Annotated in this window: 16 protein-coding genes and 1 tRNA gene; 10 read left to right on the forward strand and 7 right to left on the reverse strand. The window is 45.0% G+C overall.

Annotation, left to right across the window (positions count from 1 at the left end):
* Positions 1-9 precede the first annotated feature (9 nt).
* Positions 10-459, forward strand: coding sequence for a cysteine rich repeat-containing protein (locus tag ACLVWP_RS08745; protein WP_413561384.1), 450 nt, complete (start codon positions 10-12; stop codon positions 457-459).
* 30 nt (positions 460-489) lie between these two features.
* Here ACLVWP_RS08745 and tsaA read toward each other — a convergent pair whose 3' ends face one another.
* Genes tsaA through ACLVWP_RS08765 form a run of 4 tightly spaced genes read right to left on the reverse strand, consistent with a single transcriptional unit; the run spans position 490 to position 5,027 of the window.
* Positions 490-1,263 (reverse strand): tRNA (N6-threonylcarbamoyladenosine(37)-N6)-methyltransferase TrmO, encoded by a 774-nt coding sequence (tsaA, locus tag ACLVWP_RS08750; RefSeq protein WP_413561386.1) that lies wholly within the window; start codon positions 1,261-1,263, stop codon positions 490-492.
* Positions 1,245-2,027, reverse strand: coding sequence for an RNA methyltransferase (locus ACLVWP_RS08755; RefSeq protein ID WP_413561387.1), 783 nt, complete (start codon positions 2,025-2,027; stop codon positions 1,245-1,247). The genes tsaA and ACLVWP_RS08755 overlap by 19 nt, the downstream gene beginning before the upstream one ends.
* Positions 2,027-4,090 (reverse strand): methionine--tRNA ligase, encoded by a 2,064-nt coding sequence (gene metG / locus ACLVWP_RS08760; protein WP_413561388.1) that lies wholly within the window; start codon positions 4,088-4,090, stop codon positions 2,027-2,029. Before metG ends, ACLVWP_RS08755 begins: the two co-directional genes overlap by 1 nt.
* A gap of 19 nt (positions 4,091-4,109) precedes the next feature.
* Positions 4,110-5,027, reverse strand: a complete 918-nt coding sequence (locus ACLVWP_RS08765) for a carbonic anhydrase (RefSeq protein ID WP_413561390.1) — start codon at positions 5,025-5,027, stop codon at positions 4,110-4,112.
* A gap of 128 nt (positions 5,028-5,155) precedes the next feature.
* Here ACLVWP_RS08765 and ACLVWP_RS08770 point away from each other — a divergent pair, with 128 nt between their 5' ends.
* Positions 5,156-6,115, forward strand: coding sequence for an aminotransferase class IV (locus ACLVWP_RS08770; protein ID WP_413561391.1), 960 nt, complete (start codon positions 5,156-5,158; stop codon positions 6,113-6,115).
* Positions 6,116-6,154: 39 nt separating this feature from the next.
* Here the strand turns inward: ACLVWP_RS08770 and ACLVWP_RS08775 are convergent, their stop codons facing one another.
* On the reverse strand, positions 6,155-7,198 hold the full coding sequence (locus ACLVWP_RS08775; RefSeq protein WP_413561392.1) for a rod shape-determining protein: 1,044 nt from the start codon (positions 7,196-7,198) through the stop codon (positions 6,155-6,157).
* Between the two features lies 1 nt (position 7,199).
* Complete coding sequence (locus ACLVWP_RS08780; protein WP_413561393.1) at positions 7,200-7,817, reverse strand: hypothetical protein; 618 nt, start codon at positions 7,815-7,817, stop codon at positions 7,200-7,202.
* An 84-nt stretch (positions 7,818-7,901) separates the two neighbouring features.
* On the opposite strand from ACLVWP_RS08780, the gene ACLVWP_RS08785 reads away from it, so the two are divergent.
* The 8 genes from ACLVWP_RS08785 to ACLVWP_RS08820 all read left to right on the forward strand — a co-directional run bounded on the left by ACLVWP_RS08785 (position 7,902) and on the right by ACLVWP_RS08820 (position 18,288).
* The gene (locus tag ACLVWP_RS08785) at positions 7,902-8,663 is read left to right on the forward strand and encodes a glycosyltransferase family 2 protein (protein ID WP_413561394.1); all 762 of its coding nucleotides are present in this window, start codon (positions 7,902-7,904) and stop codon (positions 8,661-8,663) included.
* Positions 8,644-9,615, forward strand: coding sequence for a hypothetical protein (locus tag ACLVWP_RS08790; RefSeq protein ID WP_413561395.1), 972 nt, complete (start codon positions 8,644-8,646; stop codon positions 9,613-9,615). The genes ACLVWP_RS08785 and ACLVWP_RS08790 overlap by 20 nt, the downstream gene beginning before the upstream one ends.
* Positions 9,616-9,695: 80 nt before the next feature.
* Positions 9,696-9,771, forward strand: a tRNA-His gene (locus ACLVWP_RS08795).
* Between the two features lie 353 nt (positions 9,772-10,124).
* Positions 10,125-12,005: an LTA synthase family protein gene (locus tag ACLVWP_RS08800; protein ID WP_413561396.1), complete on the forward strand. Its 1,881-nt coding sequence runs from the start codon at positions 10,125-10,127 to the stop codon at positions 12,003-12,005.
* 50 nt (positions 12,006-12,055) lie between these two features.
* Complete coding sequence (locus tag ACLVWP_RS08805) at positions 12,056-13,384, forward strand: hypothetical protein (protein ID WP_413561398.1); 1,329 nt, start codon at positions 12,056-12,058, stop codon at positions 13,382-13,384.
* 152 nt (positions 13,385-13,536) lie between these two features.
* Positions 13,537-17,151: a PAS domain-containing protein gene (locus ACLVWP_RS08810; RefSeq protein WP_413561399.1), complete on the forward strand. Its 3,615-nt coding sequence runs from the start codon at positions 13,537-13,539 to the stop codon at positions 17,149-17,151.
* 215 nt (positions 17,152-17,366) lie between these two features.
* Positions 17,367-17,819: a hypothetical protein gene (locus ACLVWP_RS08815; protein WP_413561401.1), complete on the forward strand. Its 453-nt coding sequence runs from the start codon at positions 17,367-17,369 to the stop codon at positions 17,817-17,819.
* 199 nt (positions 17,820-18,018) lie between these two features.
* Positions 18,019-18,288 carry a hypothetical protein gene (locus ACLVWP_RS08820; protein ID WP_413561404.1) on the forward strand — a complete coding sequence of 90 codons (270 nt, stop codon included), beginning with the start codon at positions 18,019-18,021 and terminating at the stop codon, positions 18,286-18,288.
* An 86-nt stretch (positions 18,289-18,374) separates the two neighbouring features.
* Here the strand turns inward: ACLVWP_RS08820 and ACLVWP_RS08825 are convergent, their stop codons facing one another.
* Positions 18,375-18,641 carry a hypothetical protein gene (locus ACLVWP_RS08825; protein ID WP_413561405.1) on the reverse strand — a complete coding sequence of 89 codons (267 nt, stop codon included), beginning with the start codon at positions 18,639-18,641 and terminating at the stop codon, positions 18,375-18,377.
* Between the last annotated feature and the right edge of the window lie 101 nt (positions 18,642-18,742).

Raw genomic sequence — 18,742 nt, forward strand, 5'->3', positions numbered from 1 at the left:
GAGGAATAGATGAAATCAATGATCGCTTTGTGTGCTCTACTTTCTGTAATGGCTTTTTCTAATAGTTCAAATGCGCAAACGGAAACATCAACTCCATCAGTTGAGATGACTCCGCCAGCATCTGAATCAGCTCCTGCTTCTGGAGCAATTAAGACAGGCCCTTGTGCAAAAGATATGGATTTGTTGTGCCCTGGCGTAACACCGGGACCAGAGATGCACAAATGCATGAAGGATAATCACAAAAAAGTATCCAAAGAATGTAAAGCAAAAATGAAAGACATGAAAAAAGCCATGAGAGGCGTGCACGAAGCTTGTCACGAAGATGCAGAAAAATTCTGCGCTGATGTGAAAAAAGGCAAAGGTGCTATGATGAGTTGTATGAAGGATCACATGGATGAGCTTTCACAAACTTGCAAAGACAAGATGCAAGACATGAAATCAAAACGTAAACATAAATAGTAAATCAAAGCCGGTGATAAACCGGCTTTTTTATTTATTTAGATTTTTAAATTCGCGATGCAGTTCTTTATCTTGATAAGTATCAACAGGATTTGCGAGATCGGCATCGCTATAGCCACTTTCAATAGCAGTGATCTTGACCGTACGATCTTCAAGTGTGAAAACGCCACGCCAAGTGCGATATGCTAGAACAAAACGACCGTCATCTAAAGTCTTCACTCGTTTCTTTTTAGAATTCGTAGGTTCGTATTCCAATTGATGCTGCAGAAAGCTTCGCAGTTGGTCCACGCCTCGAGATTCAAGCCAGTCTAAAGACTCCAGCGCCACTTCTGAAAACTCAATATCGAACTTCTCAGCTTCCTTTAGCCAGTCAGGCTCAACGCCAGGAAAAGAATCTGCATATGCAACATAAGGTTTGATGTCGATGATCGGTGAGCCATCCAAGATGTCCGCTCCGGCAACTTCAATACTAAGCTTATTGATGGAAACCACATCCACGCAGCTAATACCGACGGGATTGGGACGATAAGGGGATCTGGTGGCAAAGACACCAATCTTGGTATTGCGCCCTCGTGGCGGCAGCACCATAGGGTTCCAGTGCTCATTGCGATGAAAGGCAAAGACCACCCAGATTTTCTTACAACCCGAAAGTCCTTCAAGCGCCTGTTCAAAGTTTTGCCCCGTTAAGAGCTCAATCACACCATTGGCATGATGGGAATCTGGCTGTCTGCCAGCTTCATAGGGATGAACTTGAGAGCTACGAAAGTAGCCAATAGGCGAGAGTTCTATTTTTTCGTGCGCCATTGTCTCGTCCATTCAAATCCAGCAACAGCAGCTGTTACGCCAACATTTAAAGAGTTCTTTCGTCCACGCAAAGGAATCACGCGAACTTCATCAATCACTTTCAAAATCTCAGGATCTAAACCGAAGCGCTCATTTCCCAAAATAAAGGCTGTAGGCTCTTTATCAAAAGATTCATAAAGGTCCGACGCTGAAGCCGCTGTTTCTAAGGCAACCAGGCGATAGCCGTCTTCTTTTAGACTATCCAGGCAATCCATCAAGCGGGGATGTTCTTCCCAAGTCATATACTCCTGGGTTCCCATTGCGGTCTTTTCGACCTTCCATTGAGTAGGATTCGGCGTATAACCGCATAGGCAAATGCGTTCCGCCCCCAGGCACTCGGCAGTTCTAAAAATAGATCCTACGTTAAAAGCAGAGCGAATATTGTCTAAAACAAAAACCAAAGGAAGAGTCTCTTCCGGTTTTTCTGATTTATCATTTTCAACGATCAAAAAATCATCATCTTGCAGGTTGCGATGCAGAAGTCTTTCAAACGGAATCGCATAGCTCACAAAATGCTTCAAAGTCATTTTTGAATTCAGATGGGCTTCAAGTCCCGCCAGACGGCTCACATCCGAATTATCAGAGGAGTTTAAAGCTGCGATCTTCTTTTTAAGATCAGTCAGTTTTACACCATCAAAAGAAAAATCCCCCGAGGATTTTTCAAGTTCAATAAAGAGCTTATGAATTTCTTCGAGGGATTTTTTATCTTGAGCAGAAAGGCTCATTATTTAACTCTTTGGCCGACCTGAGCGCCGTCATCAGGGGAAAGCATGAATAAATCACTTCCGCCAGTACCAGCAGCCAAGATCATACCTTCAGACATACCAAATTTCATTTTACGAGGTTTCAAGTTCACGCAAACCAAAAGTTTGCGGCCCAAAAGTTGTTCAGGCTTATAGGCAGCCTTGATACCAGAAATGATCTGACGAATCTCACCGTTTCCGATATCAACTTTCAAGCGCAAAAGCTTATCAGCTTCTTTGATTTCTTCAGCTTCAACAACCTGGCCTACGCGAAGTTCAACCTTCTCGAAATCAGCAAAATCAATCTCACCCGGCGATGTTGCCACGTCAGCGGGTTTGCCTGCCGCAGCTTTAGCAGCAGCAGGAGCTGTCGAAACAGCTTTTTTCGCAGCCTGAATCTCTTCATTGATTTTACGGCTCTCTTCAACCATCGCTTTCACTTTGTCAGCTTCTACGCGAGTCGCAAGATGCTCATACTCATTGATAGCTCTGTTCGTAAGAACCGTGTTGATGTCTTTCCACGTGTAATCGCCTTCACCCAAAAGTTTAGAAACTTTCGCAGTGTACTCAGGCAAAACAGGCTTCAAGTAAATCGCAAGCATTCTGAAAATATTCAAAGTAGTTGTGATAACTTGTTTTGTCCCGGCTGGATCTGCATCCAATGTTTTCCAAGGGGCCTTTTCATCGAAGTACTTATTAGCATCATCAGCCAGTGTGCGAACTTCAGCCAAAGCTTTAGCAAAGTCACGTGCCTCATAGTGGCCTGCAATCACTTCAGACTTAGCTTGAGCATGAGCAATCAACTTCAGCCCCTCAGCATCTGGAGTGCTCATCACGCCATCCATTTTTTTCTTAAGCATTTGACCGCCGCGAGAGCCCAAGTTCGTGATTTTACCCACAAGCTCAGAATTCACACGGTTTACGAACTCCTCAAGATTCAAATCGATATCATCTACAGAACTATTCAGTTTTGTAGAGTAATAGAAACGCAAGTACTCAGGATTTAAATGATTCAAGTAAGTACGAGCGGCAATAAATGTCCCTTTTGATTTGGACATTTTTTCGCCATTCACCATCAAGTGACCATGAACGAAAACTTGATTTGGCGATCTGAAATCAGCCGCCTTTAAGAACGCCGGCCAGAAGATCGTATGGAAGCGAGCGATGTCTTTACCGATAAAGTGGTAAATTTCACGCGTAGGATCTTGCCAGATATCTTTCAAAGTCTTGCCCTGGGATTTAGCCCAGATCTCTGTTGTGGACATATAGCCCATTGGAGCATCAACCCATACATAGAAAAACTTTTTCCCATTCGTTCCTGGGATCGGGAAACCAAAGTACGGCTCATCACGAGAGATATCCAAATCATGAAGATCTTCGTTGAACCACTCCAACATTTTTTTAGCAATCTCAGGCGAAGAGTGTTTTGGGATCCACTCTTCCAGATATTTTTTGAAATCATTCAATTTAAAGAAAATGCTCTCTGAATCTTTCAAAACAGGCGTTGTGCCGCACAAAGAACAATGAACGTCCTTCATGTCACTCGGAGAGTAAGTAGAAGCACACACATCACAAGAATCGCCGTATTGTTCTTTAGCACCACACTTAGGGCATGTGCCCTTAACGAAGCGATCTGGAAGGAACATTTTATCGTGATTACAGAAAAGCTGTTGAATCGCTTGAGTGCGCGTGTGGTTGCCTTCTACGAATTTTCCATAGAACTGTTCAATCAATGCTTTATTTTCTGGAGCATTGGTTGAGCCGTAATGAGAAAACTTAACTTGGAAATCAGCAAAGTCCGCTGTGTGCTCTTTGAAAGAGTTCGCGATCAATTGCTCAGGTGTGATGCCCAATTCACGGGCTTTAACCATGATCGGAGTTCCGTGAGTGTCGTCTGCGCAAATAAATACACATTCATTCCCGCGCATGTTTTGAAAGCGTGCCCAAAAATCAGCTTGAAGGTATTCCACCAAGTGGCCCAAGTGAATGTAGCCGTTGGCGTAGGGAAGAGCACAGGTCATCAAAATTTTACGCGGGGAACTCATCAATTAAACTCCGATTTTGCTATTGGCGCCACTCCACCTTGCCAGAATCTAGGTGATAAACGGCTCTCGTAATTTTTACCTCACCAGAGGCCATAGCGTCACGCAAGATTTGAGATCGCGCTAAAAGATCGCGAGCGACACCGTCCACATTTGCTGAGACTTCTTCAAGAATCTCTTCAGAGGGTTTACTGCTCGCGTATTGTTGCAAACGAGGCTTTAAATCCGCCACGAGGCCATTTAATGCGGGGCTGCCAAGGTCAGCGCCTTGCAACGAGGCTAGCGCGGCTCTGACAGCTCCACAGGAGCTATGGCCAAGCACAACAATATGGTTAGATCCCAAGTGATCCACGGCGTATTCGATGCTGCCGATCACATTGTTATCCAAAGCTTCGCCTGCTGTGCGAACTACGAAAATTTCTCCCAATTTTTGGTCAAAAATAAGCTCAGGCGGAACACGTGAATCGCTGCAAGACAAAACAATCGCGTGAGGTTTTTGTCCCTTACTTAAGCGAGCACGGTCTTTTGCCGCTGCTCCATCATTGCGCAAACTAGACTTCGTAAAACGAGTGTTTCCATTTTTTAACCAACCCAAAGATTTTTCAGCGGAGACAGGACCAACTACACGGGGTTTATGCTCGGCTGGGATCTGGTGGTGATCTTTATGATCGTGATCTGGGTGAATCTCAGCAGCAGGGGACGCATGGTGAGGAGTCGTTGTTGTAGGCAGTTCTTTGTCCGCTTGTTTGGCTTTTTCTGCAGCGATCGCTTCGCGTAATTCCTGAGCACGAGCTTTGTCAGCAGCTGTTGCAGAGTCTTCTTCGGAGGACGCTACTTTCGCAGGAGGAGAGCTGTCCCGTTGAGCCGCTCTTCTTGCAGAAAACATTGAACACGCAGACAAACTCATCGCAGCCGTTATAAGAGCTACACGAAAATACATTTGCATCCTCCTGATGTGTAACTCCATTTTCAGGACTCGGCATTGAGGGCGTCAAACTAAAAAACAAAAAACTTGCCAGAGTCTCTGGCAGTTCTGAGAATAGGGTGGAGCCAAAGGAGCCACGATATATGTCAGTTGCCTTACTAACCGCTGAACAAGTTCAAGCCAAACTCAGTGCCAAGAAATATCCAGCGCAACAGACATATCTTGCTATGTACAGTACGTGGCTTGAAGGTATCACGACGGAGCCGGGACTGATGACTATACCAATCGATGATCACTTGGTTCATCGTGGGGACGGGGTTTTTGAGGCTATCAAAGTCGTAAATGGCAGGGTTTTCTTAATCGATGAGCATCTAGCGAGATTAGAATCGTCTGCTGCCCAAATTGGTCTTTCGCTACCGATGAGTGTGGACAAAATTAAATCAGTCATCGCAGAAACAATGCAGGCCGCGAAAGTCCAAGAGGCTCTGTTGCGACTTTATATTTCCCGTGGCCCCGGGGGCTTTACCACAAATCCCTATGATTCGATTTCTTCGCAAATGTATCTTGTGGTGACAAGCCTTAAAACTCTTCCTCCAGAAAAATACCAACAAGGTGTGAGTATCGGAAAGAGCAAGATTCCACCCAAAGATCCCTCCATGGCGCGAATCAAATCCTGCAATTATTTACCGAATGTTTTGATGAAAAAAGAAAGCGTCGATCGCGGGATTGATTTCACGATCAATCTTGATGGCAACGGCAATTTCCTTGAGGGCAGTACTGAGAATATGGTGATCCTGAATTCCCAGAATGTATTGGTGCGTCCGTTCTTAAATCAAATGCTTAAAGGCACAACGATGATGCGAACTTTCGAGTTGGCTGAAAAACTAGTGGCTCAAGGAAAAATCGCGGCGATTAAAGAATCAAATATCACCGATGACGATATCAAGTCCGCCAAAGAAGTGATGATGATCGGTACGACTCTAGATGTTTTGCCGGTGACTAGCTTTGAGGGGCAGAAGATAGGATCTGGCGTGCAGGGATCAGTCGCGAAGGAATTGAACGAGCTTCTTCGTGAAAATATGAAACAAGCCCCTCTGCTTTAGACGAAAAAAAAAGCTCCGGTTTCCCAGAGCTTTTTAAAACTAAACTTCCAATTGAATTTTATCCAGCAACTCTGGATCAGACAAGACAGCCTCTCCGCCCATGGCGATTGCTGTTAGCGGATTCTCAGCAACTCTGACTGGCAAACGAACTTCGTTCTGAATGCGCAAATCGAAATCGCGAATCAAGGCGCCACCGCCAGCCAAAACAACACCGCGTTCGATAATATCAGAAACAAGTTCTGGTGGTGTGTGCTCAAGAGCTTTATGAACAGCATTGATAACTTCTTGAATACAAGAATTCATCGCAAGACCCACGTCTTCAGAGCTCACTTCCATCGTGCGATTCATGCCTGTATCGGCATCACGACCAGTGATAGTCACGAGCTTGATGTCTTTTTTAGGAACAGCCGTGCCGATTGAAACTTTCAAGTATTCAGCCGTCTGGTCATTGATGATCAATTTTTTATAGCGTTTGAAGTAATCAATGATTGAGTCATCGATCTTGTGTCCGCCCACGCGAACAGCTTCGCAATAAACGATATCAGCAAGGGCGATAACCGCTACTTCCGTAGTGCCGCCGCCCATATCAATGATCATATTTCCTTCAGCAGATTTTACGTTAAGACCAGAGCCAATCGCCGCAGCCATAGGTTCATCAATCAAGAAAACGTCTTTAGCGCCTGCACCTTTACAAGATTCAATAACGGCTTTCTTTTCAACTTCAGTAACGCCGTAAGGTAGAGAGACAACAATACGTGGACGAGAGTAAAGCCCCTTAACGCCCGGTTGACTTAAAAAGTGCTTAAGCATCACTTCCGTCGTTTCAAAGTCTGCAATAACGCCGTCACGGATTGGCTTTTGCGCAAAGATATTTCCTGGATTGTTGCCAAGCTTCTCTTTCGCATCCGTACCGACCGCGATCACGCGTTTGCGACCTGGTGAAGTTTGTTGGTACGCAATCAGCGACGGCTCATTCAGGATGATGCCTTTGCCGCGAGCTGAGATCAGAGTGTTTGCAGTTCCCAAATCAACGTAAAGGTCAGCAGCAGTGCCGGCTTCGTCTTTAAACAACCATGAAAACATACTAGTTACCGAATCCTTTGCTGCTCTCGAAAGGGAAAGTCGCGAAAATGCTGATATAAGAATAAGATTTATTTAAGTCTACACCGACTTCTCCGCCCAAAGTCATCGTGTCTTTTAACTCAGGATGATGCCACTCAGAGCCTACTGCCAAGTTCGTGGCGACAAAATTGTCTTCTTTGGTATTCATGTATGTAAATGGAACTGCGATGTAAGGAACCGTTGTGCCGTACTCAGTGTCGAATTTTTTGCTCAACAGGGGAGCCACTTGAACTTGCAAGATGTTGTCATCAACATCGCGTGCCCAGCCTGCGCCAAAACGAAAGCCCATGGCTGGTTGATTTGCCACGTCTGGAAATGGAATCCATTTAACACTTGCGAAGGCATTGAAATCAATGGAGCCCGCACCAATTAAAAATCTCGCACTCGTTGAGTCGCTGACGGGAAGATCGAGGAAGATATCGAAGTTAGGACCGCTTTCGCGATTGAGTAAAATTTGAGGTTCCAAACCGACTTGCATTAAGTTGGAAGGAAGGATTTCAGCGGACTCGCCGATGCTCAAGTAAGCATGTGCTGTCGAACTCAAAAACAGACATAAAACGAAGTATTTAGCAAATTTCATCAATAAAGACCTTTCGACTCAAAAAAATGGTATCGAGTTGCGAATCATTTGACAAGACCTTGATCGAATACCAATCTTAATTCTGTGACTAAACTGCCCATTTCCCTTGTTGTAATTGCTTTGAACGAAGAAGCGCATATCGAGCGATGCATTCGCTCTGTTCCCTTTGCAGACGACGTCGTAGTGGTTGATAGCTTTTCGACGGATCGCACTGTGGAGATTGCTGAAAAAGCAGGCGCTCGGGTCTTCCAGGAAAAATGGCGTGGCTTCGGTCCCCAAAAGGCGTTTGCCGCAGAACAAGCTAAAAACTCCTGGGTATTATCCTTGGATGCCGATGAGGCTCTCAGTCCTGAACTTGCCTCTGAAATTATCGAAAAATTTGCGAGTTTGGACACGGAGGCGGGGTATTTGTTCCCGCGCAAGTCCTTCCATTTGGGCCGTTGGATTTTGCATGGTGGATGGTATCCTGATTACCAGCTAAGACTTTTCAATAAATCCAAAAGTAAGTGGGATTCCGCGAACGTACACGAGAAAGTGAAAGTCGCAAAACAGCTCAAGATGACGTCACCACTTCTTCACTATGTGTTCGATGATCTCAGTGATCAAATCGTGACTAATGATCGTTACTCAGCTTTGGGTGCCCGAGAGCTTCAAGCGAAGGGGCAAAGGTTTTCATACTTAAAGATGATCTTTAAGCCATTTGGTAAATTCGTTGAGGCTTATTTCGTTAAAGCTGGATTTTTGGATGGGCTTCCTGGGTTTATTATCGCTATCGGAGCCGCTTATTCGTTATTCTTAAAGTATGCAAAACTCTGGGAGCTCGAGCGTGTTAAAGAGTCTAATTAAACTTAAAGTTGTACTTTCAGTTCTTTCTTTAACTGCAGTTGCAGTAGCAGCTCCACCCAAGTACCCATTAATTGAGGAAGTTCAGGGGAAAGTCTTTTTAACCGGTAAAGACGGTAAGAAAATCTCTTTGACCACGAAAACCCCACTTCAAGAAAAAGCACTCTTTGAGACGTCTGATGATGCCTCCGTGCGAATCGCATTGGACGGTGTCCGTCGTTTCACAGTGCTCCCTGGCAGCAGTGTTTTATTGCCAACGATCAGCTGGGAGGGCGGTGAAGCCCCAATTCTGATGCTTCGTTCGGGCAGTCTACGTTGGCAGCAAAAGGCAGACGAGAAACCAAACTATAATACGGCTTTGCGCACGGATCTTTACGAGTTCCTTCCGCCCGCGGGTGATTTTGTGTTTAACATGAATCCTCCGAAAGCCTACGGCGAAGTCAAAGTACTTCAAGGCAGCATCGAGTTTTCAGCTTTGAATGGTGAAACCTCTGCTCAGGCAAAAACAGGGGAGCAGGTGGGATTCCAAGGTCTCATTGAGGGCGGAGAAATTGCTTACGATGTTTTGCTTAAGGGCAAAAAGATTCCCCGCGGGAATTTAACTCCAGTAACTAAGATTTCAGATAAAGAGCTTGCTGGATTCAATGGAGCCGAGGCTAAACGCAAACAGCAAGAAGCTCAGCGAGTAAAAAAACAGCAACAGGCTGTCCAGGCGCAAAAGAAATCCGGCGCTATTTGCGCGAACCCGAGTGCCCGCTTTAATGAATGTGTTTGGACCTGTGTGGGGAATCCAAAATCAGAGAAAAAGCAGTGTTTATTGAGCAGCCGTGGGGTCTCCTGTCAGCGCCAGCGCTGCAACGCCAATGGGGAGTGGGCCGAATCAACCCTCCTAAATGCGCAAAATGCGAGCATCAACTGTAAGGCGCAACCCGTCGTAGCTACCTGTGATTACTAGGTTTTAAAGAATTTTGATAATCCGCATTTTTCCATCTTGCACTTTCCGCGGCTTGGCTCTATAAAAGACCTTCCTTTGTGGTGGCCGTAGCTCAGTTGGTAGAGCATCGGATTGTGATTCCGAGTGTCGCGGGTTCAAGCCCCGTCGGTCACCCCAATTTTCTTTCTTCAAAAAAATCCCGAAAAATAAAGATAAAAGTTCCGCAGCTCTCTCCGAGAGTGTCTGCAGATATTTTCCCGACGATCAGCTCTGCGAGAATAAAAAATATCTCGAGTAAATGTAGTTCATCAGACGAAGTTAAAAATCCATCAAGATGACTCCAAGAAAACTAAATTATTCTCAAATATCTCCATCTAAAAGTCTGCTTTTTCGTCTCAGTTAGTCTCTCTAAATTATAAAAATCTTTTTCCAATAGATGTTGTCTGGCATGATGACTTTTTACCAGTGCGTTCTTCCGTGATGAGCAGCGGGATTTTAAAGTAGAAAACGGAAATCTTAGGATGAGATGGTTGAGTAAATTTAAATATAGCTTTTTGTGGTTTGCCTTTGTCTTTGTGTACTTTATCTATGAAGTTCATCGCCGCGAAAATGCACTTCCCTTTGAATGGACGATTCAAAATCTTTCGCTAGTAGCACTCTCCTTGGCATTGATCTTCTTTGCGTTGGATTCGTTCTTTGTGCTATTTCGTTCCCGCCCAAAGCTCATGTTCTCATTGACGGCTGTCTTTACGTACGCCTACTGCATGCTCGGTTATTATCACCACAGAACGATCCAGGTCTTTGATTTTGCAATCGTCGCAGATCATTGGAAATCCATTTTGCGCCCAGGAACTTTCGGCCATTCGATGGGAGTGGTGAATGCTCTTTTCAGCTTTCCCCATTACTTCTGGTCAGGTGTTGGGGCGGCCATAGCCGTTTTGGCAGTTCGTGCTGATTTAAAGCGTCCTCAAGCTCAAAGAAAAGCCTGGGTGCTGGTGCCAGCTCTGGGGATCTTCGCAGTGATGATGTCCCATGTTTACGCTCCGGTGGATGAGTTCTCGAGCTTTTCAAAAACAGTTATGTGGAGAGTGGTCTCGCAAAGAACCGCGTTCCAAATGAAATACAAGCCTCAAAGCTCGAAAGAGTTTCCTCTGATCAGAACATTCAATTCCGTTCATTCACGTGCGGGCGAGCAACAACCCAACGTGTTCATTATTTTCGTAGAGTCATTCAATGGCCACTTTGCTGAATCCAAATCCAGAAACGGCAAGGAATACACCCCATTCTTTAATCAACTTATCAAACAAGGTCTTTATTTCGAGAGATTCTATTCCCAGTCTATTCAGACAGGGCGCGCCCACTTTGCTTCTTTATGTGGCGTCACTCCAAGCTTGTACGGTAAAGACTTCGTTGAGTTCGTAGATCGCAATTTTAATTGTCTGCCGCAAATTTTAAAAAACAACGGCTACGATACCATCTTTTCGAAGGCAAATTTTGACGTGAACTTTGATAACACTCATGAGTTCACAACTAAAAATGGCTACGACGTGATGAATTCCTTAGGTGGTCCTTGTGAAAAAGAAGCTCCTGGGGACTGTTGGGGTTGGGGGATTCGCGATGATATTTTCTATAAAAGATTTTTCGCGCAATTAGAACAGCAACATAACGGCAAACCTCTTTTCGGGACGCTAGCGACGATCTCATCGCATGTTCCTCATGACGATGTCCCGGTGAAAGATCGCAAAATCTGGCCAAACCCACAGGGACGCAGACAGCAGTACGCCAATGCAATTCGTATTACAGATGAGTATTTAGAAACATTTTTTGGTGAACTTAAAAAAAGCGTCTACGCTGACAATTCTGTTGTTTTCGTACTTGGGGACCATAGTATTCCCATGGGTGAGCACGACAACTATTTTATAGAAAACCTAGCTTTCGAAGAAAACTTCCGCACACCGATGCTTGTTCTTGATTTCAGAAAGAACCCCGTTATTAAACCTGGTCGAGAGAAAGAGGCCTATTCGCAACTGAACTTAGCCGCGACAGTTTTGGATCTTGCGGGCATTTCCACGCACACGCATTTTGTCGGCGACTCCTTGCTTGCAAAAGCTCCTGAATACATCCCAATGGTTCAGCCCTATGGTGGAATCTACTTCTCGGTCATCGGATATCCCTACAAGTACATGCTCTTTGAAAGAACTGGAAAAGAGTACCTGTTTGATCTCAGCCAAGATCCCAAGGAACAGACGAACTTGCTCGAGTACGGGGAGTCTCCTGTTTCTCTAGAGGGGTTCCGCAAAGAGGTGGGGCGGGTATGGCGCAATTACGATTTGGTAGTTGCTGACAAAGTATGGCCCCGTGAAAAAGAGGCCTTTTTCTCTCAGGTCACCCACGCAGATAACGAGCAATAATCGACGGCATGGTTTTCGGACTCTCTATTTTATGAATAGGGAGTTTTGCCATGAAAACGCGTATATTCGTAACCGCATTCATATTTTTGACAGTTGGCTGCCAACCGAGCAAAGACGGCTCTCTCTTGTCTCATTCTGATACAGACATTACAGGCCGCGGATTCCAAGATCACGGCACAACCCAAGTTAAGCAGCTTTCTGGTGGCCATAATCCAATTCTGCGTTTGCAAGGCAATTACTCTGCAGAAGACGTCTCGGCGTCTGCCGACCCAAATACTCAATTAAACTCCGAGCTGACCTCGGCCCTCTACGATGCCACTGTTCGCATGCAGATGGATCTAGCAGGCATTAAAGAGTACACAAACGAAACTCAGACTCTAGAGAAGCTCCTCACAAGCAAAGCGGGTCCTGATGGGGCTCCAGTTCTACAAGCTCTCAAAAAAGGCACTCTATCGATTGATCTTCAGAATCTAGGGCTCACGTCTGAAGGTATTAAAATATCCGTTATAGCAAAAGCCTTTAAGCAGGTCGCAGTTCAATATGGACTGAGCGAAGCAGAGCAAAAAACAGTCGAGCAGGCTGTTTTATCAAGATCCGTGATGTTAGCACCTCTGGAGTCTCATAAAAGCATGGCGGAAGCCAATGGGTCTCTGCTTCAATCAAAGGTGAACGAGGCCGTTATCGCCGTCGGTAAAAACCAGTATATCTGTGCTTCAATTGAATTGCTAAAAACAGCGGCTGCGAATTTTTACGGTAAAGAGGCGCACTACGTATTGCCAGCTTTGACTCAGACTAAAGGTAAAATCATTGCAGAAATGCTGAATGAGGTTTCCGAATACTGTATACGCGAAGATAAGGTGTCCAGAAAGGCAATGGCTGAAAGTCTAACCTCAGCGGTCGAAGCTATTTCTTTTGACCTGGGTTCGTTGGAACTCTATCTCCATCCAAAAGACACTTTTAATTGGCCGGAGTTCGAGAACTATAAAATTCGCTCCCTCGTGCAAGAAGTAGGTCTCGATGCAGACATTGCTTTAAGTGATATTTCCTGCGCATTAAATGGTAAAGAATTGCAACTTCGCGAGCCACAGCAAAGTGATTCCGCGACTGTTGTTGCCTTTGACCTGCCCATCGCGGGTGCTTATCCGTTGACGCTAGAAAAAAATAAAATGCAAAAGGGCGTGACACTTTCTTTTGTGGCAAGTGCTTCGCGTGTAACTCATTTTAATGGAATGACTCTAACAAAGATCAAACCGAATATTTTAGTTCCAGCGTTGAATGTGATTCCTGACCAAAAAATGTACGCACAATTTAAATTCACTACGTCAGAAAATTCGACAGAAAATAGCGTCGTATGTGAGTTAAAGAGACAAACAAAATAAAGTTTTCAAGCTTTCTTGAAAGTTGGTAATTCTATCTTTAACTAAACTCATATTAGTATTACAAATTGGGCTAGGCGGTCTCGCTTAGCCTCTCTTTTTGCTTAAACTCATATAGAATTAAAGCACACCGCTTGCATTGGGAAATTCTAAGGATGAGTTTACACGAAATCGAAATTCTAAAAAGACTCTTGCGCATACAGCAAGATGTCTCTTTAAAAGCAGCCACCTATCAGGGGTTGATGGATTTCATTTGTGCAGAAGCCCAAGACATTTGCAACGCCGATGGGGCTGTTGTTAAAATCCTTGATGATGACGAGATAGTTTATACCGCAGCCAGCGGTCTTTATGCACCCAGTATTGGTTCTCGATTGCCAGCAAAGCAAAGCTTGACCGGTTGGTGTATTGAAGAAAACAAAGCGGCCATCTGTAATGATTCTGAAACCGACGAGAGAGTTAATAAAGAATCCTGCAGGGTGCTCGGTGTACGTTCCATCGTCGTGGTTCCGCTTAAAGCGGGCATGACAGCTGGAGTACTCAAAGTTTCGTCTAAACGCCCTTATGCATTTTCGGAGGAAACTATTGAGGTTCTAACGATGATGCAAAGTTTTGTATCTTCGGCGTTAATCAAGCGTGAATCTGAAGAAAAAATCGTCAATGCGATGATTGCTACAAGTGAGCAAGTTAAATTCCGTGAAGCGATCTCATTCCTAGCGCCCGACGTTCTTTATATTTTTGATATCAAACAACAAGAGACGGTTCACTCCTCAAAGCACATCGGAACATTATTGGGATTTTCCAATATCACCGAAAGCTATAAGGATCAGACGAATTTCTTATTGTCTCGAGTGAACCCTGAGGATCTTCCTAAGCTTCAGAATCATGTGCATAATACAAAACGGGGGCTACAGAAGGAGATCGAAGAGATCGATATTCGGGCTATGGATGCAACTGGCGAGTGGCGCTGGCTGCGCTTCCGTGAATCTGTATTTAGTCGCAATGGCAAAGGCGAGGTTATGCAAACCGTCGGTATCGCCAGCGACATCACCGTTCTAAAGCAGCAACAAGAAGCCCTCACAAAAACCGTTTCTGAGCAAACCAACGAACTTCAGTTAATCTCTGAAAACATCCCGCAATTAATTTGGCAAACCGATGCCTCCGGAAAAGTCATTTTCGTAAATAACCGATGGAAAATGTATACCGGTGTCGGTGTCGAGGTTGAGACCAGTCAAGTCGTTCACCCTGACGACTTAGAACGCACTGATGTCACTTGGAATGAAGCTCTCATAAGCCAAGTTGAGTTCGCGATTGAATATAGATTAAAATCTAAAACCGGCGAGTACCGCTGGTTCTTTGTACGTGGTGTTCCAAGCTTCGATGCCAACGGGCACGTGTCTAAATGGTTCGGAACCTGCACCGATATTCACGAGAAAAAAATGGCCGAAGCCACAATCCGTGCAAATGAACTGCGGTTTAAAACCATCGTCGATGAAAGCCCTTTTGCAACAGTGATGCTCGCCCTTGATGGTCGAATTATCTCTGCCAATAAATCGTGGCAGGATTTGTGGAGTATTTCCGACGTGGATCTTCCGCAAATTCTTTTTGAGTACAGTATTTATAAAGATCCTATGGTTAAAGACCTCCAGCTGCGTGACCTCGTTAAACAGGCCTACAAAGGGGAGTCCGTCGTGTCACCGCCAATCCATTACGATCCTCCGACCTATGGTTATCCAGGGCGATCGCGGTGGGTGGAAGTCTATTTTAGACCACTAAAAAATCAATCAGGCCAAGTCTCTGAGCTAATCGTTATGTTTAATGACTTAACGCTCAGTAAAGAAGCTGAAATTGTAATTCGCTCAAAACAGGTTGAGCTCGAATCCATTTTGGATAACTCCAACGCCGTTATTTACATCAAAGATCTCGAAGGTCGCTTGACCTTCGTAAATCGCTCGTACGAGCAAATGGCGGGAAGACCGAAGTTAGAGTTAATTGGTAAAGACGATTACGAAGTCTGGCCTAAGGAGTACGCGGATCGTTTCCGTGCATACGATGAAAAGGTCCTGCGAGATCTTGTCGCGGTCAGTGAGGAAGAGTTAGCTCCTCATGAGGACGGCGTGCATACCTATATCTCCCAAAAATTTCCGCTGTATGATAAGCAAGGCATTCCCTATGCATTGTGTGGGGTCTCTACGGACATCACGGCCCTTAAAGACGCCGATCAAGCCAAAGCTCGCGCCGTGATCGCAACGCAAGGTCGTGATCAGCTTCAAAAGATGCTCGAAGAAACTCCCATCGCCATGGCCATGGTAGATCGAGATATGAACTACATAGCGCACAGTCACTCTTGGTTGCGTGAGCATAAGATCGAAATTCAAAACATTATTGGGAAGTCGCACTTCGAAATCCTTCCTCAATTCACAGATGATCGTCGTGAGAGTCATATTAAATGTCTTGCTGGCGAAACTCAGTCGAATTCCGAAGATATTTACGTCGATGCCACTGGCACTAAGAACTATATCAGTTGGGCGATGCATCCTTGGTATGACTTGCAGGGTGAAATCGGCGGTATCGTCATCGTGACATCGCAAATTAATGAGCTCGTTAAAGCCAGAGAGGAAGCCCTTTCTGCGACGAAACTGAAATCTGAATTCCTAGCAAATATGAGTCACGAAATCAGAACACCTATCAATGGTGTGATTGGTATGACGGGGCTCCTATTGGATACTCATCTGGACGAAGAACAGCGCGACTATGTCGACACCGTCAAGCGTTCTGGTGAGGCTCTTCTTACGGTTATCAATGACATTCTCGATTTCTCTAAAATCGAGGCGGGCAAACTTGATTTTGAATTCATGGATTTCTGTGTCATCGATTCTATCGAAGATGTCAGAAAAACCCTGGATCTCTCCGCTAAAAAGAAAAAAATCGATTTACAAGTCGAATACGCTCAAACGCTGCCTTTAGTAAAAGGGGACGCTGGGCGCGTGAAGCAAGTTCTTATCAATCTCGTCAGCAATGCGATCAAATTCACGAAAGAGGGCGTGGTCACTCTGCGTGCCACTCTTCTAAGTGCGAGTGAAGAGAGATGTCGTTTGCGCTTTGAGGTGCAAGACACAGGCATTGGTATGTCGGAGCAAGATCTGAAAAAGCTCTTCCGAGCGTTCTCTCAAGCCGATGCCTCAACTCACAGAAGATTCGGCGGGACAGGGCTAGGACTTTCTATTTGTAAGTCATTGGTTGAGAAAATGGGCGGCACAATCGGCGTTCTCAGTGAGCTTGGCCAGGGGTCCACATTCTGGTTCGAAGTCGAAATGCCTCGCGCCCACAAAAAAGAGAGCGACCAAGTTGACAGTACCACTTTGCTCAAGCCACGCACTAAGCGAGGTCGCATCCTTATCGCGGAAGACAACCCTGTAAATCAGGTTATTACTTCTAAGATGGTGCAGAAGCTGGGATATCACGCCGACGTCGTAGCGAATGGTAAGGAAGTGTTAGAGACGCTTTCATCAATTCCTTATGACTTGATCCTCATGGACTGCCAAATGCCCGAGATGGATGGCTACGAAGCCACGCACATTATCCGCACAGCTAAAAATATCTCAAACCCCAACATCCCAATTCTCGCAATGACTGCGAACGCAATGGCCGGTGATGCGGAGAAATGTTTGGATGTGGGGATGAACGATTACATCACGAAGCCCGTTGATATCAAAAAGCTCTCTGTCATTCTGGAAAAGTGGATGGCTGAGTCGCAAAAAGTCGGTGCTTAGCCACTCGAGCAGTTGCTAAATCGCTTAGCCTTCCATCGTATATTCATGAAATTGGAGTCAGCCGTTTCTGATTGTATAAAACAATCCCTCGCGATTTCTGTTGAGAGATTCCACCCAGTCGCACTTTGAAACTTCTTAATACGAGAATTCTTATTTTGAATTACGGATTTGCAAGATGTGTTTATTCTAACATTCGTTTGGTGGGGAGTGAGTCTATGAACTTTTTTGTCTCGATGCTCGTCGTATCTATTGTTGTATTCCAAGCTGTGAAGTGGGCTGGGCCGCTTCCGGAAAAAATCAATTCAAAAATAAACACCCAAATGTCAGATAGACAGCGCAATCTGCAAGCCGCTCTCATGGCCGATTACAATCCGCCGGCTGCATATTCTCCGGAGCCTCTTGTTGCTGCGATCGCCGTGGCACCAAGCCCGATTTATCCAGTAGCAACTCCTGTTAGAAGATGGGGCGATATTAAGCACACGAACAAACCATTGATGACGTTTGAACGCTACATCGCTAAGCAAAAGAAAATTAAAAAGCAGAAGCGTGCTGTGGCAAGCGTTGCTGCTCCCAACTCTAAAAAGAAAATCAAAGCAAAAAAATACCAAGTTAAAAAACCAGCTATTAAGCGCAATCAGAAGGTCGCCTCCGGCGTGACTCGCGTGTAGTAAATTGAGACGTTTCGCTGTAAAAGTTGGGAACATGTCGAGATTCCACTCAAGTGCTCCCAAAACTCCAGTGAATTCAGGAAGTTTGCAGAACGCTCCAGGCAATACTCACCAACTCCTAGTCATCTGAAATCAAAGCAGAGATGATTTCGCCCTGGCCCGGGCTTTGCTCCTTAGAAAACATTATCGAGGGGGATATATGAATATTCAATTTGCGACTGTAATAGGAATGATCTTTTTCTCTTCCATCTCTTTTGCCAGAGGTGATTTTCACTCTCTTATTGAGAGTTCGGGAAAAGAAGGCAAGGCTGTACAGAAATCTGTCTCCCGCATGGTGAATTCCGATAAGAGTTTTCAAGGCGATGTGGTCTCTGCCAAAAGAGTCAGAGCCTATAACCCTGTCACCTATAATCCTATGGCCCAAGAAGACGGCGGAGTAGAGGTGATTGTTCACCGCGATTCCGAGTAATAGCTGCCTATAGTAAAGGGCAGTGTTTAAAAATAAAAAGAGCAGGTATGTCACCTGCTCTTTTTATTTTTCTGTCTCTCAGCTAACTAGTGAGATTCAGTTGTTTCAGTCTCTGTTGTGGTTTTTTGAGAGCCATCAGAGTGTTTTTTAGTTTTCTTTTTCATTTTCTTCTCAGACTTAGCATCACCTGAGTGAGCTTTAGCTTCTGATTTTTCAGTAGTAGTAGTTGTGCCAGTGATTGGGTTTTTAGAAGTGTCTACAGACTTGCTGTGAGAGTCTTCATGGTCAGCTGCAAATGCAAAGTGACCTGCGAATGCTACAGTAGCTGCTAGTACCAAAACGTGCTTTTTCATATGTATCCTCCTTGTTGGATATTGAATTAACTCGCACGCCAAATGTTTGCAGGTTTACTGTCAGATAAAAATTTACATAATAGTAAGGTGTCACAAGACAT

Source organism: Bdellovibrio sp. HCB209 (genome assembly GCF_047306065.1).
Lineage (GTDB): Bacteria > Bdellovibrionota > Bdellovibrionia > Bdellovibrionales > Bdellovibrionaceae > Bdellovibrio.